The 18,327-nt window shown below is 45.6% G+C and carries 16 protein-coding genes; 1 reads left to right on the top strand and 15 read right to left on the bottom strand.

What is annotated here, in order from left to right; translation table 11 throughout:
- Window positions 1-20 precede the first annotated feature (20 nt).
- The 12 genes from R7E42_RS19510 to rlmD form a co-directional block, all read right to left on the bottom strand.
- Window positions 21-944, bottom strand: coding sequence for a peptidoglycan DD-metalloendopeptidase family protein (locus R7E42_RS19510; RefSeq protein WP_017633546.1), 924 nt, complete (start codon window positions 942-944; stop codon window positions 21-23).
- Between the two features lie 13 nt (window positions 945-957).
- The gene (locus tag R7E42_RS19505) at window positions 958-1,584 is read right to left on the bottom strand and encodes a protein-L-isoaspartate(D-aspartate) O-methyltransferase (RefSeq protein WP_005380892.1); all 627 of its coding nucleotides are present in this window, start codon (window positions 1,582-1,584) and stop codon (window positions 958-960) included.
- Window positions 1,584-2,360: a 5'/3'-nucleotidase SurE gene (surE, locus tag R7E42_RS19500; protein ID WP_005380894.1), complete on the bottom strand. Its 777-nt coding sequence runs from the start codon at window positions 2,358-2,360 to the stop codon at window positions 1,584-1,586. Before surE ends, R7E42_RS19505 begins: the two co-directional genes overlap by 1 nt.
- Window positions 2,360-3,403 carry a tRNA pseudouridine(13) synthase TruD gene (gene truD, locus R7E42_RS19495; protein WP_318072927.1) on the bottom strand — a complete coding sequence of 348 codons (1,044 nt, stop codon included), beginning with the start codon at window positions 3,401-3,403 and terminating at the stop codon, window positions 2,360-2,362. The genes surE and truD overlap by 1 nt, the downstream gene beginning before the upstream one ends.
- 45 nt (window positions 3,404-3,448) lie before the next feature.
- Window positions 3,449-3,925 (bottom strand): 2-C-methyl-D-erythritol 2,4-cyclodiphosphate synthase, encoded by a 477-nt coding sequence (gene ispF / locus R7E42_RS19490; protein WP_005380896.1) that lies wholly within the window; start codon window positions 3,923-3,925, stop codon window positions 3,449-3,451.
- Window positions 3,922-4,647 carry a 2-C-methyl-D-erythritol 4-phosphate cytidylyltransferase gene (ispD, locus tag R7E42_RS19485; protein WP_005383786.1) on the bottom strand — a complete coding sequence of 242 codons (726 nt, stop codon included), beginning with the start codon at window positions 4,645-4,647 and terminating at the stop codon, window positions 3,922-3,924. Before ispD ends, ispF begins: the two co-directional genes overlap by 4 nt.
- A gap of 1 nt (window position 4,648) precedes the next feature.
- Complete coding sequence (gene ftsB, locus R7E42_RS19480) at window positions 4,649-4,930, bottom strand: cell division protein FtsB (RefSeq protein ID WP_005380907.1); 282 nt, start codon at window positions 4,928-4,930, stop codon at window positions 4,649-4,651.
- 548 nt (window positions 4,931-5,478) lie between these two features.
- Complete coding sequence (gene eno, locus R7E42_RS19475; RefSeq protein WP_005383785.1) at window positions 5,479-6,780, bottom strand: phosphopyruvate hydratase; 1,302 nt, start codon at window positions 6,778-6,780, stop codon at window positions 5,479-5,481.
- A gap of 78 nt (window positions 6,781-6,858) precedes the next feature.
- Window positions 6,859-8,499 (bottom strand): CTP synthase, encoded by a 1,641-nt coding sequence (locus R7E42_RS19470; RefSeq protein WP_021034029.1) that lies wholly within the window; start codon window positions 8,497-8,499, stop codon window positions 6,859-6,861.
- Window positions 8,500-8,703: 204 nt separating this feature from the next.
- Entirely contained in the window at window positions 8,704-9,507 is an 804-nt protein-coding gene (mazG, locus tag R7E42_RS19465; protein WP_005383780.1) for a nucleoside triphosphate pyrophosphohydrolase, read from the bottom strand.
- A gap of 240 nt (window positions 9,508-9,747) precedes the next feature.
- The gene (gene relA, locus R7E42_RS19460; RefSeq protein ID WP_005383778.1) at window positions 9,748-11,967 is read right to left on the bottom strand and encodes a GTP diphosphokinase; all 2,220 of its coding nucleotides are present in this window, start codon (window positions 11,965-11,967) and stop codon (window positions 9,748-9,750) included.
- 123 nt (window positions 11,968-12,090) lie between these two features.
- On the bottom strand, window positions 12,091-13,410 hold the full coding sequence (gene rlmD, locus R7E42_RS19455; RefSeq protein ID WP_005383776.1) for a 23S rRNA (uracil(1939)-C(5))-methyltransferase RlmD: 1,320 nt from the start codon (window positions 13,408-13,410) through the stop codon (window positions 12,091-12,093).
- 192 nt (window positions 13,411-13,602) lie between these two features.
- On the opposite strand from rlmD, the gene barA reads away from it, so the two are divergent.
- Window positions 13,603-16,401, top strand: coding sequence for a two-component sensor histidine kinase BarA (gene barA, locus R7E42_RS19450; protein WP_033907441.1), 2,799 nt, complete (start codon window positions 13,603-13,605; stop codon window positions 16,399-16,401).
- A 69-nt stretch (window positions 16,402-16,470) separates the two neighbouring features.
- Here the strand turns inward: barA and acpS are convergent, their stop codons facing one another.
- Genes acpS through recO form a run of 3 tightly spaced genes read right to left on the bottom strand, consistent with a single transcriptional unit; the run spans window position 16,471 to window position 18,324 of the window.
- On the bottom strand, window positions 16,471-16,851 hold the full coding sequence (acpS, locus tag R7E42_RS19445; protein WP_005380927.1) for a holo-ACP synthase: 381 nt from the start codon (window positions 16,849-16,851) through the stop codon (window positions 16,471-16,473).
- 10 nt (window positions 16,852-16,861) lie between these two features.
- The gene (pdxJ, locus tag R7E42_RS19440) at window positions 16,862-17,596 is read right to left on the bottom strand and encodes a pyridoxine 5'-phosphate synthase (RefSeq protein ID WP_005384579.1); all 735 of its coding nucleotides are present in this window, start codon (window positions 17,594-17,596) and stop codon (window positions 16,862-16,864) included.
- Complete coding sequence (gene recO, locus R7E42_RS19435; RefSeq protein ID WP_005384578.1) at window positions 17,593-18,324, bottom strand: DNA repair protein RecO; 732 nt, start codon at window positions 18,322-18,324, stop codon at window positions 17,593-17,595. Before recO ends, pdxJ begins: the two co-directional genes overlap by 4 nt.
- Window positions 18,325-18,327 lie beyond the last annotated feature (3 nt).

Raw genomic sequence — 18,327 nt, 5'->3', positions numbered from 1 at the left:
GCAAGTTGTTTTTCAAAGTTTTAAGGCAAATAGCGTTTTGGATTCACTGATTTACCTTGATAGCGAATTTCAAAGTGTAGTTTGACCGACTTTGCACCTGAACTACCCATGGTGGCGATTTTTTGTCCGCTTTTTACGCTTTGTCCTTCTGTGACCAGCAGTTTGTCATTATGTGCGTATGCGCTTAAATAATTGTCGTTATGCTTTACTATAATTAAGTTGCCATAACCTCGTAGCGCATTGCCTGAATAAACGACTGTGCCGGCTGCGGTTGAAACGATAGGTTGACCACGCTGTCCTGCGATGTCGATACCTTTATTTCCCTGTTCTCCCGCCGAAAAGTTCTTGATTACTCTCCCTTTTGTTGGCCACAACCACTTTGAGACTTTATCACTCTTTGCTGTGGTAGTTGGCGCTTTTTGCTTCACTTTTTGGTTATCTTTTGAACCAACATACTCCTTTGTTTTCGATTGTTCAACCTTCTTTGGAGGCTGTTTTTGTACGACTTTAGGCTTAGTCTCTGTAGGTTTTTGACTAGAGTTTTTACTCGAAGGTTTAGGTTTAGAGGCTGTTGATGTTTTCGTCACTGGAGCTGGGGGTGTCGTAACAACAGGAGCCACAACGGGTTCAACTTTTTGACCATATTTAGGGGCGACATATTTCGGAGCCCAAAGTTTTAGCCTCTGTCCTGGGTAGATAGTGTAAGGCTGAGTTAACTCATTGTAACGAACAAGATCATTTACATCTTTATCTGTGACATAAGCTATGAAGTAAAGTGTATCGCCTTTTTTTACCTCATAATAACTCCCTCTGTAACTCCCTCTTTCAAGGCTTGAATAGTCTTTTTTTAGGCTAGAGACAGGTGCAGGGGAATGCGCTGCACAACCAACTAGTCCTGCAGCAAACACAAAGCTAATACCAATATGACGTAGTAACTTATTCACCTATCCCTAACCCTTAAGCTAAATCACCCGCAACCAGAGGTACGAACCGAACCATTTCTACAACGGTAGAGAGATATTCGTCTCCCTTACGCTCTATTTTTAATAACTGTTGTTCCGTATCTCCAACAGGAATGACCATTTTGCCGCCATCTCTTAATTGTGAGAGAAGAGCTTGGGGAATCACTTCAGCGGCAGCGGTAACAATGATAGCATCGAAAGGACCTCTCGCTTCCCAGCCCTGCCACCCATCAGCATGCTTAGTTGAAACATTGTAAATATCCAATTGCTTCAGGCGACGCTTTGCTTCCCATTGCAACGATTTAATTCGCTCAACGGAGTATACATGATCAACAATTTGCGCCAGTACCGCAGTTTGATAACCCGATCCCGTTCCGATTTCCAGAACACGACTCGCCGGTTCTAGCTCAAGCAACTCGGTCATACGAGCAACGATATAAGGCTGAGAAATAGTTTGTCCCTGACCAATTGGTAACGCATTGTTATCATAGGCTTGGTGCATCATCGCTTGAGAAACAAAGCTTTCTCGTGGCAAGCGTTGGATAGCATCCAGAACTCTTTGGTCTTTGATGCCACTGGAGATAAGAAACGCTATCAACCTGTCAGCATGTGGGTTACTCATTACTTCTCTTCCTTTAACCAACTATCCATAGCACGCAGCGACTCGTGAGCGGTGAGATCAACTTGCAGAGGCGTCATTGAAACTCGGCCATGCTCAATTGCATAAAAGTCCGTGCCCTCTCCTGCATCTTGCTCCTTTCCTGGTGGCCCTAACCAATAAATGTCATGGCCTCTCGGATCTTTCTGCTTGATCATATTCTCTGCGTGATGACGTGCACCTAAACGCGTAACTTCAATTTCACCTAAATTCTCTGATGGTAAGTCAGGCACGTTTACGTTCAGTAGACGATTCGTTGGAATCGGCGACGCTAAATGCTGTTGTACAATTTGACGTGCAATTTTAGCGGCGGATTCGAAATGTCGCTTACCCACTAGTGAAAAAGCCACCGACTGAACGCCAAGGAAATGACCTTCCATGGCAGCTGCTACTGTTCCAGAATAAAGAACATCATCACCCAAATTAGCGCCATGGTTGATTCCTGACAGAACAAGATCAGGCAAATCATCTTTCATTAGCTCATTCAGCGCGAAATGCACACAATCCGTGGGCGTGCCTTGCACTGAGTAGATATTTGGGGCAATTTCAGTCACGCGTAATGGTTGTTCTAATGTGAGTGAATTCGAAGCACCTGAACGATTTCGATCAGGTGCGACAATGGTCACTTCGGCGATATCTCTCAACTCATCAGCGAGGGCATGAATCCCTTGTGCATGAACACCATCATCATTGCTGATTAAGACTCTTAAGGGCTTCGGGTTTCGTGAATCCTGTTCCATTAGTATTCTCTTTCTACTTCAACCTCATTAACTAACTCACGAACAATAGAGGTCGCAAAAGATCCCGCATCCAGTGAGAAAGTCAGCGTAATGTTGTTACCTTCAACCGTCCAAGCTAAATCTTTTGGCTTCAGCGCAATATCGCGACGATCGTGGCGCATGCGATTACCACGAATCAGCGCCATGAGGTCAGGCTCTTCGTCTAAAAACGGTTGCTCTAATGCCAGAGCCTCGGCTTGAGTAGGCAGTGCATTATCGCCAGCAAGCGCAGCGGTAATTGCCGCTTCACCTTGTGCAAATTGCACTTGCAAATCAGTGATGTTGTTTGCATCAATCAACTGAGTGCCAGAATTCGTCTGTGCAATGTCACCATCAATGAACTTATCAAACACACAATTCTCTAGACGAGCTGAAACGATGCGGTTGAAAATCCACGAACGAGCCGCTGATAAATACATGCTTCGCTTGTTTTGATTGCGGGTACGAACGTTTTCGCGTCCCCATCGACGTGCTTCTTCAAGGTTGTTGCCATCGTTACCAAAACGCTGACTACCAAAGTAATTTGGCACACCAACTTGTTTCACTTTTTCAAGACGTTGTTCTACATCCGCTATATCTGTCACTTCAGACAAAGTAACCACGAACTCGTTCCCTACTAGGTCACCAGGACGCAGTTTTTTATTGTGACGATCTGTTGCAAGGATTTCGATACTTGGGTATTGAGACAAAAACGCTGAAAAATCTGGCGTTTCACCTTTTGGTAAATGGACACTTAACCACTGTTCCGTCACCGCATGACGGTCTTTAAGACCCGCCCAGCTAACGTCTTTCGACTTAACACCACAGGCTTTCGCTAACTCGTTAGCAACGAAGCTGGTGTTCTCGCCCGTTTTACGGATACGAACCATTAGGTGCTCGCCTTCGCCCGTAAAGGCAAAACCTAAATCTTCGCGAACCTGAAAGTGCTCTGGCTGCGCTTTGATTTTTGCCGATGCAACTGGCTTACCCGTTAGGTAAGCCAATGAAGATAAAATGTCTGACATGATGTGTTTCCGCTGATATCACAGCTTAGAGGAGCAAATTGCTAGTTATTGCTTAAACAGAAGTACAACGGCTTCCGTTGCAATGCCTTCTTTGCGTCCAGTAAAACCGAGACGTTCTGTCGTCGTCGCTTTTACGTTAATGTTACTAATGTCGGTTTCTAGGTCTTCGGCTATCGCCGCACACATTGCGTCAATGTGTGGTGCCATTTTAGGCGCTTGTGCCATGATGGTTACATCAGCATTGCCGAGACGGTAGCCTTGCTCTTTGACTCGACGGTAAACGTCTTTCAGTAATTCACGACTGTTTGCGCCTTTCCATTTATCATCCGTATCTGGGAAATGACGACCAATATCGCCAGCAGCAATCGCGCCCAGCAGAGCATCCGTTAACGCATGCAACGCTACATCGCCATCTGAGTGTGCAATCAAACCTTGCTCATAAGGGATTGCTACACCACCAATAATGACTGGGCCTTCACCACCGAATTTATGTACATCGAAACCATGACCAATTCGAATCATTTTCTATCCTTTCTTTGTTCGCCGCGCTCACGGCTTAGATAAAACTCGGCTAACGCAAGATCTTCTGGCTGAGTGATTTTTATATTGTTCGCATTCCCTTGAACTAAGGCTGGCTTCTCGCCTAGCCATTCCAAAGCCGAGGCTTCATCGGTAATGGTTACACCCTGTTCTAATGCGTCAGCCAGTGCTTGAGTAAGCTGCTGAGTTTTAAACATTTGTGGAGTCAGTGCATGCCACAATGCTTCTCTATCTACCGTATGGTCGATATCTTGTACTGCGTTTGCTCGCTTCATTGTATCTCTCACAGGAGATGCGAGAATGCCACCCGTTGAGTGGGCGCAGCAAACATCAATCAAACGGTCAATGTCGGATGTTAATACACATGGCCTTGCAGCGTCGTGAACTAATACCCACTCGCTTTCCAGGTGCTCATTGACATAGTTTAGCCCTGATAACACAGAGTCTGCTCTTTCTTTACCACCAGCTACACGAATCACATCTGGGTGCTTAGCAATGGACAATTCTGGGTAATATGGGTCGCCGTCAGTAACAGCAACGACAACCTTAGAAATATTTGGGTGAGAAAGCAGTTTCTCTACGGTATGTTCCAGTACCGCTTTACCTTCGATCAATAAATATTGCTTAGGGCGATCTGCCTTCATTCTGCTCCCTACACCAGCAGCAGGCACAATTGCGATATGCGATGAGTTCATATCCAACATTTTAATGGTTTTCCTCACCTATAATGCGGTAAAAAGTCTCGCCATCTTTAACTAAACCGAGCTCATGACGCGCACGTTCTTCAATCGCATCAAGACCTTGCCTTAAGTCATCAATCTCAGCGAACATTTCATTGTTGCGAGCTTGTAGCTTGCTGTTCACTTGTTGCTGAACTTCAATTTCATCTTTTACTGTGTAGTAGTCAGACACTCCGTTTTTACCAAACCATAGAGTGTATTGAAGCAAGCCAAACAGTAGCGTAAGGGCTATAACAAAGATTCGCATATCGCTGCTAACATTCTGTACCGGAAGGAATTAGATAAGGTGACATATATAGCATAAATGCGAGGTTGCCTCTAGGGGAGAAAGGGAGACTCACACGCTCCTTACAAGAAATAAGCAGCAAAATGAAACAAGCTCATAGGAAGCGATCCTTACCCATGACCAAAGTAAGAGCCAAAAATACAAACCTATAAATACAAAAAAACCACCGTAGCGATGATTTCAAAAAGCTATTTAGCGAAACTTTACTCAATAAGAATTAAGCTTGATCTTTAACTTCTTTGAGACCGCTTACTTGAAACATGGAGGAGTGCGCTCACTTAGCGCTTCCGTTATATAAAGAAACACCCCGCCAAAGCAGGGTGTTTTAAAAGCTTTAAGTTAAGCTGCTAATTCAGTTAAGAATTAAGCCTGACCTTTAACTTCTTTGAGACCGCTTACTTGAAACATGGAGGAGTGCGCTCACTTAGCGCTTCCGTTATATAAAAAAACACCCCGCCAAAGCAGGGTGTTTTAAAAGCTTTAAGTTAAGCTGCTAATTCAGTGAAGAATTAAGCTTGACCTTTAACTTCTTTAAGACCGTTGAAAGGAGCGCGCTCACCTAGAGCTTCCTCGATACGGATTAGCTGGTTGTACTTAGCAACACGGTCAGAACGGCTCATAGAACCAGTTTTGATTTGACCTGCTGCTGTACCTACCGCTAGGTCAGCGATAGTTGCATCTTCAGTTTCGCCAGAACGGTGAGAGATTACTGCTGTGTAACCTGCGTCTTTAGCCATCTTGATTGCAGCTAGAGTCTCAGTTAGAGAACCGATTTGGTTGAACTTGATAAGGATAGAGTTAGCTACGCCTTTCTCGATACCTTCAGCAAGGATCTTAGTGTTAGTAACGAATAGATCGTCACCTACTAGTTGAAGCTTGTCACCTAGTAGTTCAGTTTGGTGCTTGAAGCCATCCCAGTCAGACTCGTCTAGACCGTCTTCGATAGAAACGATTGGGAATTGGTTAGCTAGCTCAGCTAGGTAGTGGTTGAACTCTTCAGAAGTGAAAGTTTTACCTTCGCCTTTCATGTTGTAGATGCCAGCTTCTTTGTCGAAGAACTCAGATGCAGCACAGTCCATAGCTAGAGTAACGTCTTTACCTAGTTCGTAACCAGCAGCTGCAACAGCTTCTGCGATAACTTCTAGAGCTTCAGCGTTAGATTTAAGGTTAGGAGCGAAACCACCTTCATCACCAACTGCAGTGCTGTAGCCTTTAGACTTAAGAACTTTAGCTAGGTTGTGGAATACTTCTGCACCGATACGTAGACCTTCTTTAAGAGTCTTAGCGCCAACTGGTTGGATCATGAACTCTTGGATGTCAACGTTGTTGTCTGCGTGCTCACCACCGTTGATGATGTTCATCATTGGTAGAGGCATAGAGAACTGACCTGCAGTGCCGTTTAGCTCAGCGATGTGCTCGTATAGAGGCATGCCTTTCGCAGCAGCAGCAGCTTTAGCGTTTGCTAGAGAAACAGCTAGGATAGCGTTAGCACCGAATTTAGATTTGTTTTCAGTGCCGTCTAGTTCGATCATTACTGCGTCGATTGCAGCTTGGTCTTTAGCGTCTTTGCCAACTAGAGCTTCAGCGATTGGGCCGTTTACAGCTTCAACTGCTTTAAGAACACCTTTACCTAGGAAACGTGCTTTGTCACCGTCACGTAGCTCAAGAGCTTCGCGAGAACCAGTAGATGCGCCAGATGGAGCTGCCGCCATACCTACGAAACCGCCTTCTAGGTGTACTTCAGCTTCTACAGTTGGGTTACCACGTGAGTCGATGATTTCACGACCTAGAACTTTAACGATCTTAGACATTAATGTTTCCTCTCGTTTCAAATATAAATGTCAATCTTAAAGGGCAGCAGCACAACCTTCGCCGCCGCCCGTATCCTTTTACTTCTCGAATTCGCCGCGTGCGTTTTGGCCCGCAGCCTTAACAAAACCTGCAAACAATGGATGTCCATCGCGAGGAGTCGAGGTGAATTCTGGGTGGAACTGAGCCGCTACAAACCATGGGTGAGCTGGGTTCTCAATCATTTCCACTAACTTCTTGTCCGCAGATAGACCTGATACTTTTAGGCCTGCTTTTTCGATTTGCGGACGAAGCACGTTATTCACTTCGTAACGGTGACGGTGACGTTCATGGATCGTCGCGCTACCGTACAGTTCACGAGCTTTAGTCCCTTTCTCTAGGTGACACAGCTGTGAACCAAGACGCATCGTACCGCCTAGGTCAGACTTTTCAGTACGCTCTTCTACGCTACCTGATTCGTCTACCCACTCTGTGATCAAACCTACCACAGGGTACTTAGTCTCTTTGTTAAATTCTGTTGAATGTGCACCTTCCATACCCGCAACGTTACGCGCGTATTCGATTAGTGCAACTTGCATACCCAAACAAATACCTAGGTAAGGCACGTTATTTTCACGTGCATATTGAGCCGCACGGATCTTGCCTTCAATACCACGATCGCCGAAGCCACCTGGTACTAGGATCGCGTCCAAACCTTCTAGAAGTTCAACGCCTTTTGTTTCGATATCTTGTGAGTCTACATACTTAATTGTGACGCTTAGACGGTTTTTCAAGCCAGCGTGTTTAAGCGCTTCGTTCACAGATTTGTATGCATCTGGTAATTCAATGTATTTACCAACCATACCGATGGTTACTTCACCAGTAGGATTTGCTTCTTCGTAGATAACCTGTTCCCATTCAGAAAGGTCTGCTTCCGGAGCAGTAATACCAAAGCGAGCACACACAAGGTCATCTAGACCTTGAGATTTAATCAACTGAGGGATCTTGTAGATAGAGTCTACATCCTTCATTGAAATTACTGCTTTTTCTGGAACATTACAGAACAGTGCGATTTTTTTACGCTCATTCGCAGGAATAACGCGATCGCTACGGCAAACTAGGATATCTGGCTGAATACCGATAGATAGAAGTTCTTTTACAGAGTGTTGCGTCGGCTTAGTTTTCACTTCGCCCGCTGCCGCTAGGTAAGGAACAAGTGTTAGGTGCATGAACATTGCGCGCTCACGGCCTAGCTCAACAGCTAGCTGACGAATCGCTTCCATAAATGGTAGTGATTCGATATCACCAACAGTACCGCCAACTTCAACGATAGCCACATCATGGCCTTCAGAACCTGCAATAACGCGATCTTTGATTGCGTTAGTGATATGAGGGATAACTTGAATAGTTGCGCCTAGGTAGTCACCACGACGTTCTTTACGAAGTACGTCGGCATAAACACGACCTGCAGTGAAGTTGTTACGCTTGGTCATCTTGGTACGGATGAAACGCTCGTAGTGACCAAGGTCAAGGTCAGTCTCTGCGCCATCTTCTGTAACGAACACTTCACCGTGCTGAGTAGGGCTCATTGTGCCCGGGTCAACGTTGATGTAAGGGTCAAGCTTCATCATAGTCACTTTAAGACCACGAGCTTCTAGAATAGCCGCAAGAGATGCTGCTGCAATACCTTTACCTAGAGAGGATACAACCCCGCCAGTAACAAAAATGTAATTTGTCGTCATGTTTAACCTGAAATTGGTTGAATGAGGGAAATGGAGTGCTTCTGGACGGGAGATAAATATACCAGAAGCTCCTTACCGCCACAACGTGAAATCTATCACACCGTAATTTTTTATTTTTTGCTTCAAATCAAAGTGAGCAAAGACAAACCAAAGTCCGTTTCGTGTAACCAAACAAGCTGACCTTATATTATGTATTCTGCCAGTTTACCTCTGCCTCGATTCTTCTTGTTTTACTTCATCCCAAAAATGGTCAAGTTCTGATAAAGAACAATCTGTAAGTACTTTGCCTGACTGCTGGACCTTGCCTTCAACTTGTTTAAAACGTCGCGCAAACTTTACGTTTGCTTTTCCTAGCGCGACTTCTGGGTTTTTATCAAGGTGGCGAGCCAAATTGACAGTCGCAAATAGCAAATCACCGAGCTCCAACTCAACTTTCTCTTCATCGGGCTGAACTTGCAGTGCCTCTTCCATGACTTCGTCAATTTCTTCTCGTACTTTATCGACAACCGGGCCAAGTGAATCCCAATCAAACCCAAATTTTGCACATTTTTTCTGAATTTTTGTAGCACGAGAAAGTGCCGGTAAAGAGTTTGGTATTGAGTCTAGGATACTTTCTTCCGCTTTGCCTACTAGGGCTTTTTCTTTTGCTTTTTCCGCTTCCCAGTTCGCGTTAATTTCCTCGTCAGATTCAAACTCAACATCTGAAAAAACATGCGGGTGGCGACGAGTCAGTTTTTCGTTCACGGTTTCGACGACATCCGAAAAGTCGAACAGCTCTTGCTCTTTCGCTAGCTGACTGTAAAAAATCACCTGAAACAACAAATCCCCTAGCTCTTCTTTTAGATTGGGCCAATCTCGATTTTGAATCGCGTCCACCACCTCGTAGGTTTCTTCTATTGTATGCGGAACGATGGTGTCAAAGGTTTGTTTTAAGTCCCAAGGGCAACCGTTTTCGGGGTCACGCAGCTTCGCCATGATTTGTTCTAACTGTTCAATTGGATGACTCATTTTTTGTTCCTTTAAACCTTTCTATTAAAGAAAAAGGTGAGCAGCCAAAACCACTCACCTTCTACATTATATTTTCTCAGCAGCTTTCACTAAGTAATTGTTACTTTGACAAGGCAACAAGTTTTCGCGACTCCTGAGCATAGCCTACTATGTGATGCCCCTGAGCCGGCACGTCGGAATAAGTGCAGCTAACGCAGATAAAAAGCCAAATATGACGCAAGTGTAACTATGACGAGAGTTTTAGCCGAGGCGTTTCACCGTCATGACATCCTTGATCTGTTCCACACGTTTCGAAACCCGCGAAAGCACCTCAATATTGGTGACTTCTAGGTCAAAGTCCATGATGGCAAGTTGACGTCTGTAGTCGACTCGGTTCTTCATACTGGTCACTTTGATCTTTTCGTTGGCGAACAGTGTCGTAATGTCTTTGAGTAGACCACCTCGCTCCATCGCTTCAACACGCACGGTGAGGATGTATGACCCCACAAAGCCGCTGCCCCAGACTGTATCGATGATGCGCTCTGGCGCATGATGGCGCAGTTCTTCTAGCTGTTCACAGTCACTACGGTGTACTGAAATCCCACGACCTTGCGTTATGTAACCAGAGATATCGTCACCTGGAATTGGCTGACAGCAACGTGCTAGATGTGTCATTAGGTTATCGACGCCTTCTACTACAACTGCGTCTTTTTTCGGTCGGCTTTGCGCGGGTGATTTATGCTCAGCTTCTTGCAGTTTTTCCAGTGCTTGCTGGTCTTCTTCCTCTGCCGTTGGCTTGTTAACTAACGCGTTGATATGGTTAATGATTTGGTTGATGCGCAAATCACCGCTACCTACCCCAACATACAATTCATCTGGTGTTTTGACGTTAAACCGCTTGAGGGCGTAATGCTCTGCATCTTTTAACGTTGCGCCAATTTTGGCTAACTCATGCTCAAGGATTTCACGACCTGCTTCGAGGTTCTTCTCACGGCTTTGTTTTCGGAACCAGGCGTTAATTTTGGCACGCGCACGACCAGAATGAACGAAGCCTAATGATGGGTTTAACCAGTCACGTGATGGGTTAGGTTCTTTCTGAGTGATAATCTCGACTTGGTCACCCATATGTAATTTATGCGTGAATGGCACAATACGACCTCCGACTTTGGCACCGATACAACGATGTCCCACTTCGGAGTGAATGTGATAGGCAAAATCTAGCGGCGTTGCCCCCATTGGCAAATCGACAACATCACCACGTGGTGTAAAGGCATAAACACGGTCATCAAAGACTTGGCTACGCAGTTCATCGAGCATTTCGCCAGAGTCAGACATTTCTTCTTGCCAATCCAGTAGCTTACGCAGCCACGTGATCTTCTCATCATAACCGCTTCGGCTGCTTGCCCCTTCTTTATATTTCCAGTGCGCTGCAACCCCCAGTTCCGACTCTTCATGCATTTGCTTGGTACGAATCTGGATCTCGATAGTTTTGCCTTCTGGCCCTAGAATTACTGTATGGATCGATTGATAACCGTTTGGTTTAGGGTTAGCAACGTAGTCATCAAACTCGCTCGGTAGATGCTTGTATTTGGTGTGAACTACGCCTAAAGCCGCGTAACAATCTTGCAGTTTGTCTGCGATGATACGCACTGCTCGCACATCAAACAGCTCATCAAAGGCCAAACTCTTTTTCTGCATTTTTCGCCAAATGCTGTAGATGTGCTTAGGTCGACCACTCACTTCGGCATTGATGCCCGACACTTCCATTTCGTGCGTGAGGTCTTCAACAAAGTCTTTGATGTACTGTTCACGAACGATGCGCCTCTCAGAAAGCTGTTTGGCAATTTGTTTGTAAGTTTCCGGTTGTTGGTAGCGGAAAGCGTAATCTTCAATTTCCCATTTCAGCTGACCGATGCCTAATCGGTTTGCTAGCGGCGCATAGATGTTGGCACACTCTTTTGCCGCCGCACGTCGAACTTCATCTGGCGCTTTTTTAACTTCAATAAGGTTACAAATTCGTTCCGCGAGCTTGATAACTACGCAGCGGAAGTCATCCACCATGGCAAGCAGCATGCGGCGTACGTTATCTACCTGAGATGACGCTGCACTGCCTTCCATGTTGACGTTGAGTTGGCCAATAGCAGCCATTTCTTCAACGCCGTCGATTAATTTTATGATTTCTTTGCTGTATTTCTCTTCCAGAGTTTCTCTGTTAAAAGCACCACTTGAAACCAAAGGAAACAGTTGAGCAGCCACTAAAGTGGCTTGGTCCATAGACAAGGTGATCAAAATTTCGATCATTTCTCGTCCACGCCACAACAACAGTTCCGCTTGCTCGTTATCAGCTAATACTGTCTGGCAATCTCGATATACTTCGATTAAGCGTGAGGCTGTGTTTTTCTCTTGTCCTAGGCTAGCCACCCAGTTTTCGAGTTCAAACTGTTCATCTTGGTTTAAATGCGCGCTTCTTACCGCAACCATCTCATCATCCTAATTATTATATTCGTGTGGTTTGACTAACACCGTCCAGGTTAGTTCTTTTTACCGCGCGTACACGCTGGCTTTATGACCACCCACCACAAATAAGGGGTCAAAGTCCTAAAGTTAGGACTTTTCAAACAATGCCATCGATTCTAGATGACTGGTATGAGGGAACATATCCAGCATACCTAATTTAGTTAATTTATAGCCTTGCTCTATCAAGCTTTGACTATCCCTAGCAAGGGTAGCAGGATTACAAGAAACATAAACTACACGCTGTGCGCCAAGCTCAGAAACTTGATCGATGATCCCACTCGCTCCCGCGCGTGCCGGGTCTAATAATACTTTATCAAACCGCTCTGCGGCCCAGGCTTGGCCTTCAAAATCTTGCTCAAGGTTAGCGTGATAAAATTGCGCGTTATTGATTTGGTTCAAAGATGCATTGTTTGTGGCTTTTTCTACCATCTCTGCAACACCCTCTACTCCAACCACGTGCTTAGCTAATTTCGCAACTGGTAAACTAAAGTTGCCTAAACCACAGAACAAATCTAACACTCGGTCACTCTTTTGTGGGTCTAACCACTCAACCGCTTGCTTGACCATTTGTTGGTTTACACCTTGGTTTACTTGAATAAAGTTATTTGGTGCAAAAGGGATTTTCACTCCAACTTCTTGATAAAAAGGTATATCGCCTTCGATAAGGTCTAATTGTTCTGTCGATGGCATTAAGTACAACGATGCGCCATGACGTTTTGCCAACTCCGTTAGAGATTGAGTTTCACTCGTTGTCAGAGCGCTCAAGTGGCGCAGCGTAATACACGGCCCATTATCACCAAGTACCAGCTCTACATGACCCAATTGTTCAGGCTTTTTGAACGCTTTTAGGGCTGAGTAAATCTCTGGCAGCAAAACATTCAGTTCCGGTGCCAGCACTGGGCAATCGGTCACTTGCGCAATTTGCTTACTCTGCTTTTTACGAAAACCAAAATGTAGCTGACGTGTTTTTTTATCAACAAACAAGCTCACTCTCGCACGGCGACGGTAGGCCTGCGAATCTCCCAATAACGGGGCATCTAGTTCAATGTCACTGCCTGAAAATTTTCGCATTAGCTGACGCAACGTTTGCTGTTTGTACGTCAATTGTTGGTCATAATCTAGATGCTGCAAATCACAGCCACCGCACTCATGATAATGTGGGCAAAATGGCTCCACACGAGCTTCACTCGGCTTAAGGATTTTAATCAACTTACCGCGAGCGTATTTGCTCTTTTCTTCCACCAATTGAGTGACCACCTCCTCACCCGGCAGTGCTCCATCGATAAACAATGGCTTCTTTTTGAGGTAAGCAATGCCTGCGCCGTGGTGATCTAAACGCTCTACTTGCACTGCTTGGTGCCGAGTATTGAGTTGGGTTTTCTTTTTCGGTTGAAAGATGCGTGCCATGCTCTATGCCTGATTTATATGTAATTGCTCTTCGGCTTCACTATTCTTGATTGCAGCCGTTGTGTGATTCGAGTGACTTGATTATGCTTACCGTTTATTCGGTGACGTCACTTCTTTGCTCAAGGCTTTATCGTGCGCTTGAGAAATAATGCGTTATTTTCCCATATCCAGACTCCGATGTAATTAGATAACATGACCAGATATGGCTTACGAGCACGTGTAATTACACTAACTCTCGCTCCCACTCTCATTATTGGTTTATTACTGAGCGGCTTTTTCTCATTTAACCGCTACCAAGACCTTGAGAAACAAGTTATCACCACTGGTAACAGCATTATTGAGCCGCTGGCGATTGCCAGTGAAACTCATCTACTATCAGAAAGCCGAGAGGCGGTACGTCGCTTGATAAGCTACGCGCACCGTAAAAACTCCAAACTGGTTCGTAGTATCGCGGTATTTGATGAACATCATGAGCTCTTTGTAACCTCTAACTTTCATCCTAATTTTGAAGCCTTGATGTTTCCCAAAGATAAACCGATCCCGCAACTGGGTAATTCGGAAATCTACGAAAACTCACTGATATTGCGTGTCCCCATTTTGTCAGAAGGTCACTACTTAGCGGAGTTATCGAACGAAAGCCAAGGCACAAAAGCGATTGGTTACATCGCCGTCGAGTTAGATCTCTCCTCCTTGAGGCTGCAACAGTATCAAGAAGTCTTCTCTGCGTTTTTAGTTCTGGTTCTCGGTCTTGGCTTAGCAAGTGTGTTTGCTTCACGTCTAATGCACGATGTGACCCAACCTATCACCCACATGAAGAATGTCGTTGACCGCATTCGCCGTGGTCATCTGGATGTGCGTATCGAAGGCAAAATGCACGGTGAGTTAGACCAGCTAAAAAATGGCATCAACGCCATGGCGGTATCGTTATCAGAATATCACGTAGAGATGCAGCACAGTATAGACCAAGCCACGTCCGACTTACGTGAAACGCTTGAGCAGCTAGAAATTCAGAACGTTGAGCTGGATATCGCGAAGAAACGCGCGCAAGAAGCGGCCAGGGTTAAGTCAGAGTTCTTGGCGAACATGTCGCACGAGCTGCGTACTCCGCTCAATGGGGTGATTGGCTTTACTCGTCAAATGCTTAAAACGCAGCTTTCTAACAGCCAAACGGATTACCTACAGACGATTGAGAAGTCGGCGAACAACCTGCTGAATATCATCAATGACATTCTCGACTTCTCGAAACTTGAAGCGGGTAAGCTGGCGCTGGAAAACATTCCTTTTGATTTCCGAGAAAGTTTAGAAGAGGTAATTAACCTACAAGCCACAAGTGCACATGAGAAAGGGTTAGAAATCACCCTAAAAGTGGACCCTAAAATTCCACCAGGTTTAGTTGGGGATCCACTACGTATCCAACAAATTTTGACGAACTTAGTCGGTAACTCAATCAAGTTTACCGAGCGAGGCAACATTGATGTTAGCGTAGAAATGCGCTCTCAATCAGGAGACTCCGTCGAACTACAATTCATGGTGCGTGATACCGGTATTGGTATCTCTGAGCGTCAGCAAGCGCAGTTGTTCCAAGCCTTTAGCCAAGCGGATGCCAGTATTTCACGTCGTTACGGTGGTACTGGCCTTGGTCTGGTTATCACTCAGAAACTGGTGAGCCAGATGGGCGGCGAAATCAGTTTAACCAGCCGTCTACACCAAGGTTCAACCTTCTGGTTTACGGTGCGCTTGCACTCAACCGAGATGCCAATGAGCGAACTGATTGAAGTGGAACTTCTGACTGGGAAGCAGTTACTGCTGATTGAACCAAACATGCAAGCCGCATCCGTAACCCAACAGATTCTAAGTCAGGAGGGTATTTTAGTAACCTACCGCTCTTCGCTACCAAACAACGAAGAACAATATGATTATGTACTGTTGAATTTAGCGGCCAACCAGACTCACGATGCGGAAGTTATTACACCTTGGATAGAACAAGCGAAACGCATGGCTCCGAGTGTTCTCCTAGGGACACCGAGTACCGAATTGGCGCTTGCGGACCAAATAATGACAGAGCATCACGTCCAGTGCCTGACGAAGCCATTGTCTCGCCGTAAGTTGCTACAAAGCCTGATTAGCGAACATGTAGAATCGCCACCGGTATTAAGCGCTCCAATTACGCCAAGCGAAGGGGACCGTTTACCTCTGACTGTACTAGCAGTGGATGACAACCCTGCAAACTTGAAGCTGATCTCTGCACTGCTCCGCGAACGAGTAGAAACCGTCACCGCCTGTAGCAATGGCCAGCAAGCGGTGAACCTGGCGACAGAGAAAAAGTACGATTTAATCTTCATGGATATCCAAATGCCACAAATGGATGGTGTGACCGCTTGTAAGCACATTAAAGAGTTGGAGCTAAATAAAGACACGCCAGTGATTGCGGTAACGGCGCATGCCATGGCTGGGGAACGAGACCGCTTGCTCTCGGCAGGAATGGATGACTACTTGACCAAACCTATTGAAGAGCATGTGCTACAACAGGTTTTGGTTCACTGGAACCCAAATGCTTGTACAGAGAGCATTGGCAAAGTCGCCCCTTCATACGTTGATGAACCTGAAGGAAGCGCACCACAATCCGTTTCTTCACCTCAACAGGATGTGATTATTGATTGGCAAGCGGCCTTAAAACAGAGCGCGAATAAAGAGGATCTCGCCAAAGATATGTTGCGCATGTTGATTGAGTTCATCCCTGAAGTAGAAGCAGTCGTTGACCAAGCTCTGGAGCAAGAAGATATCTCTCGTGACGACCTAATTCATGTCATCCATAAGCTGCACGGCAGTAGTTCATATTGTGGTGTTCCAAGGCTGAAATCACTCTGTGCGACGCTTGAGCAAGCACTGCGCTCAGGGATCAGTCTTGAGGAAGTTGAGCCTGAAATGTTCGAGCTGCAAGATGAAATGATTAAAGTAACAACAACCGCAAAGTTATACCTTGAACAGTGATCTATTGAAGAGAAACAAAAGCCAGAGCAAATGCTCTGGCTTTTTAGTATTTTGTTTAAGACTTACAAGCTAGGATTCAAAAATGACCGTCGCCACAGCGTAATGACGCTCATCGGAAATGGACAGGTGAATATGGTTAACGCCCATCGCATCCGCTATTTGCTTGGCTGTGCCCGTCAATGCGAGCACTGGTTTTCCAAGCTCATCGTTCGAGATGGAAAAGTCGTGAAACGTGACCCCTTTTGCGATCCCTGTCCCCAATGCTTTTGAGGCCGCTTCTTTGACTGCAAAGCGCTTAGCAAGATAACGACCTTGCAGCTTAAGCTGTGAGAATTTGGCCATTTCTTCTTCTGAAAGAATCCGCTGAGCAAAAGGTTCACCACTACGAGCTAACGCTTTTTCAATACGCTCAATTTCTGCAATGTCGGTCCCTAACCCTATAATCGCCATCTAGATAGCCCTATGACTGGCGAGCCTCAATCATCAGTGCTTTCATGTCAGCAACCGCTTTATTTAAACCATCAAATACCGCGCGACCAATGATTGAGTGACCAATGTTGAGTTCGTAAATTTCTGGTAATGCAGCAATTGGTGCGACATTGTGATAAGTCAGGCCATGCCCGGCATTAACAATAATACCTAGGTCATGTGCATAACTCGCACCAGCAGCAATCTTCTTCAGTTCAGCTTGCTGTTCGTCTTCTGTCGTCGCATCTGCATAGTGGCCAGTATGTAGCTCAATAAACGGAGCGCCACACTTTTTCGCAGCTTCAATCTGTTGACGGTCAGCATCAATAAAGAGCGAAACTTTAATGCCGGCATCTGTCAGCTTTTTCGTCGCAGCTTTAATTTTTTCAAGCTGCCCTACAACATCTAAGCCACCTTCCGTCGTCAGTTCTTCACGCTTTTCAGGCACTAGACACACAAACTCTGGTTTAGTTTGCAGCGCAATCTCAACCATTTCGTCCGTCACTGCCATCTCTAGATTCATACGCGTTTGAATGGTTTCACGCAGAATACGTACATCACGATCCAAAATATGGCGACGGTCTTCACGTAAGTGGATAGTGATACCGTCCGCGCCTGCACGCTCTGCAATTTCAGCAGCGTGAACAGGATCCGGGTATTTTGTACCACGTGCATTACGTAGAGTGGCAATATGGTCGATATTGACGCCTAAATAAATTGAGCTCATTTTCCGTTACTCCGTGCTCTGGGGGTCTGAATGAAAAATTCACGACTTTTTAAAGGTTTGCCGCCAAGATACGGCTTTAAGGCTATACGTGTAAAGCGTTTTGCCGCTTTTAGCTGCTCTTTAGTGACGAACCGCCGCTCACTGATAGCAATCAGTTCATTCCCTAAAAACGTGAGGTTATCGCGCCTAACCGAAGCAATAAACCCTTTCTGTTCCCGGTAACGATAGGTCATTTCTGGATCGACGGGCTCGCCGGTACCTGCACAATGCAAAAAATCCACGCCATACCCCATCGCAGACAGCAAGGCTAACTCAAAACGACGCAGTGCAGGCTCAGGGTTCTCGTTGTGCGCCAACTCGGTTAAAGCATGCAAATAATCATGAAATAGTGCTGGCATCGGCACTTCAGCCATCAAAATACGGCCAATCAGTTCATTGACGTACATGGCTGAGTAGAGATTAATGCCCGTTAACGGCAAACCTAGACTTATCGGCTCGGCTTGACGCAAAGTTTTCATTGAGCCTTTCCCCGACCATTTAAGTAATAGCGGGGTAAAAGGTTGCAATGCGCCTTTTAAGTTCGAACGCTTACTGCGCGCGCCTTTGGCCATTAAAGTCATTCGGCCATATTCCTCACTAAATACATCAAGGATTAAGCTCGATTCACTGTAAGGGCGTCGGTGCAATACAAAACAGCGCTGTAAACCTTCGGAAGACAGATTACTCATCTA

This window comes from Vibrio sp. Vb1337, assembly GCF_033338715.1.
GTDB classification, from domain to species: Bacteria; Pseudomonadota; Gammaproteobacteria; order Enterobacterales; family Vibrionaceae; genus Vibrio; species Vibrio alginolyticus.
This window is presented reverse-complemented; position numbering and strand designations above follow the sequence as displayed.

What these genes read in the sequence shown, in the direction of transcription:
- ispD (WP_005383786.1), bottom strand. Translation starts at nt 4,647, where the DNA reads ATGTTGGATATGAACTCATCGCATATCGCAATTGTGCCTGCTGCTGGT.
- acpS (WP_005380927.1), bottom strand. Translation starts at nt 16,851, where the DNA reads ATGGCGATTATAGGGTTAGGGACCGACATTGCAGAAATTGAGCGTATT.
- R7E42_RS19470 (WP_021034029.1), bottom strand. Translation starts at nt 8,499, where the DNA reads ATGACGACAAATTACATTTTTGTTACTGGCGGGGTTGTATCCTCTCTA.
- pdxJ (WP_005384579.1), bottom strand. Translation starts at nt 17,596, where the DNA reads ATGAGCTCAATTTATTTAGGCGTCAATATCGACCATATTGCCACTCTA.
- surE (WP_005380894.1), bottom strand. Translation starts at nt 2,360, where the DNA reads ATGGAACAGGATTCACGAAACCCGAAGCCCTTAAGAGTCTTAATCAGC.
- ispF (WP_005380896.1), bottom strand. Translation starts at nt 3,925, where the DNA reads ATGATTCGAATTGGTCATGGTTTCGATGTACATAAATTCGGTGGTGAA.
- rlmD (WP_005383776.1), bottom strand. Translation starts at nt 13,410, where the DNA reads ATGGCACGCATCTTTCAACCGAAAAAGAAAACCCAACTCAATACTCGG.
- truD (WP_318072927.1), bottom strand. Translation starts at nt 3,403, where the DNA reads ATGTCAGACATTTTATCTTCATTGGCTTACCTAACGGGTAAGCCAGTT.
- barA (WP_033907441.1), top strand. Translation starts at nt 13,603, where the DNA reads ATGACCAGATATGGCTTACGAGCACGTGTAATTACACTAACTCTCGCT.
- mazG (WP_005383780.1), bottom strand. Translation starts at nt 9,507, where the DNA reads ATGAGTCATCCAATTGAACAGTTAGAACAAATCATGGCGAAGCTGCGT.
- relA (WP_005383778.1), bottom strand. Translation starts at nt 11,967, where the DNA reads ATGGTTGCGGTAAGAAGCGCGCATTTAAACCAAGATGAACAGTTTGAA.
- eno (WP_005383785.1), bottom strand. Translation starts at nt 6,780, where the DNA reads ATGTCTAAGATCGTTAAAGTTCTAGGTCGTGAAATCATCGACTCACGT.
- ftsB (WP_005380907.1), bottom strand. Translation starts at nt 4,930, where the DNA reads ATGCGAATCTTTGTTATAGCCCTTACGCTACTGTTTGGCTTGCTTCAA.
- recO (WP_005384578.1), bottom strand. Translation starts at nt 18,324, where the DNA reads ATGAGTAATCTGTCTTCCGAAGGTTTACAGCGCTGTTTTGTATTGCAC.
- R7E42_RS19505 (WP_005380892.1), bottom strand. Translation starts at nt 1,584, where the DNA reads ATGAGTAACCCACATGCTGACAGGTTGATAGCGTTTCTTATCTCCAGT.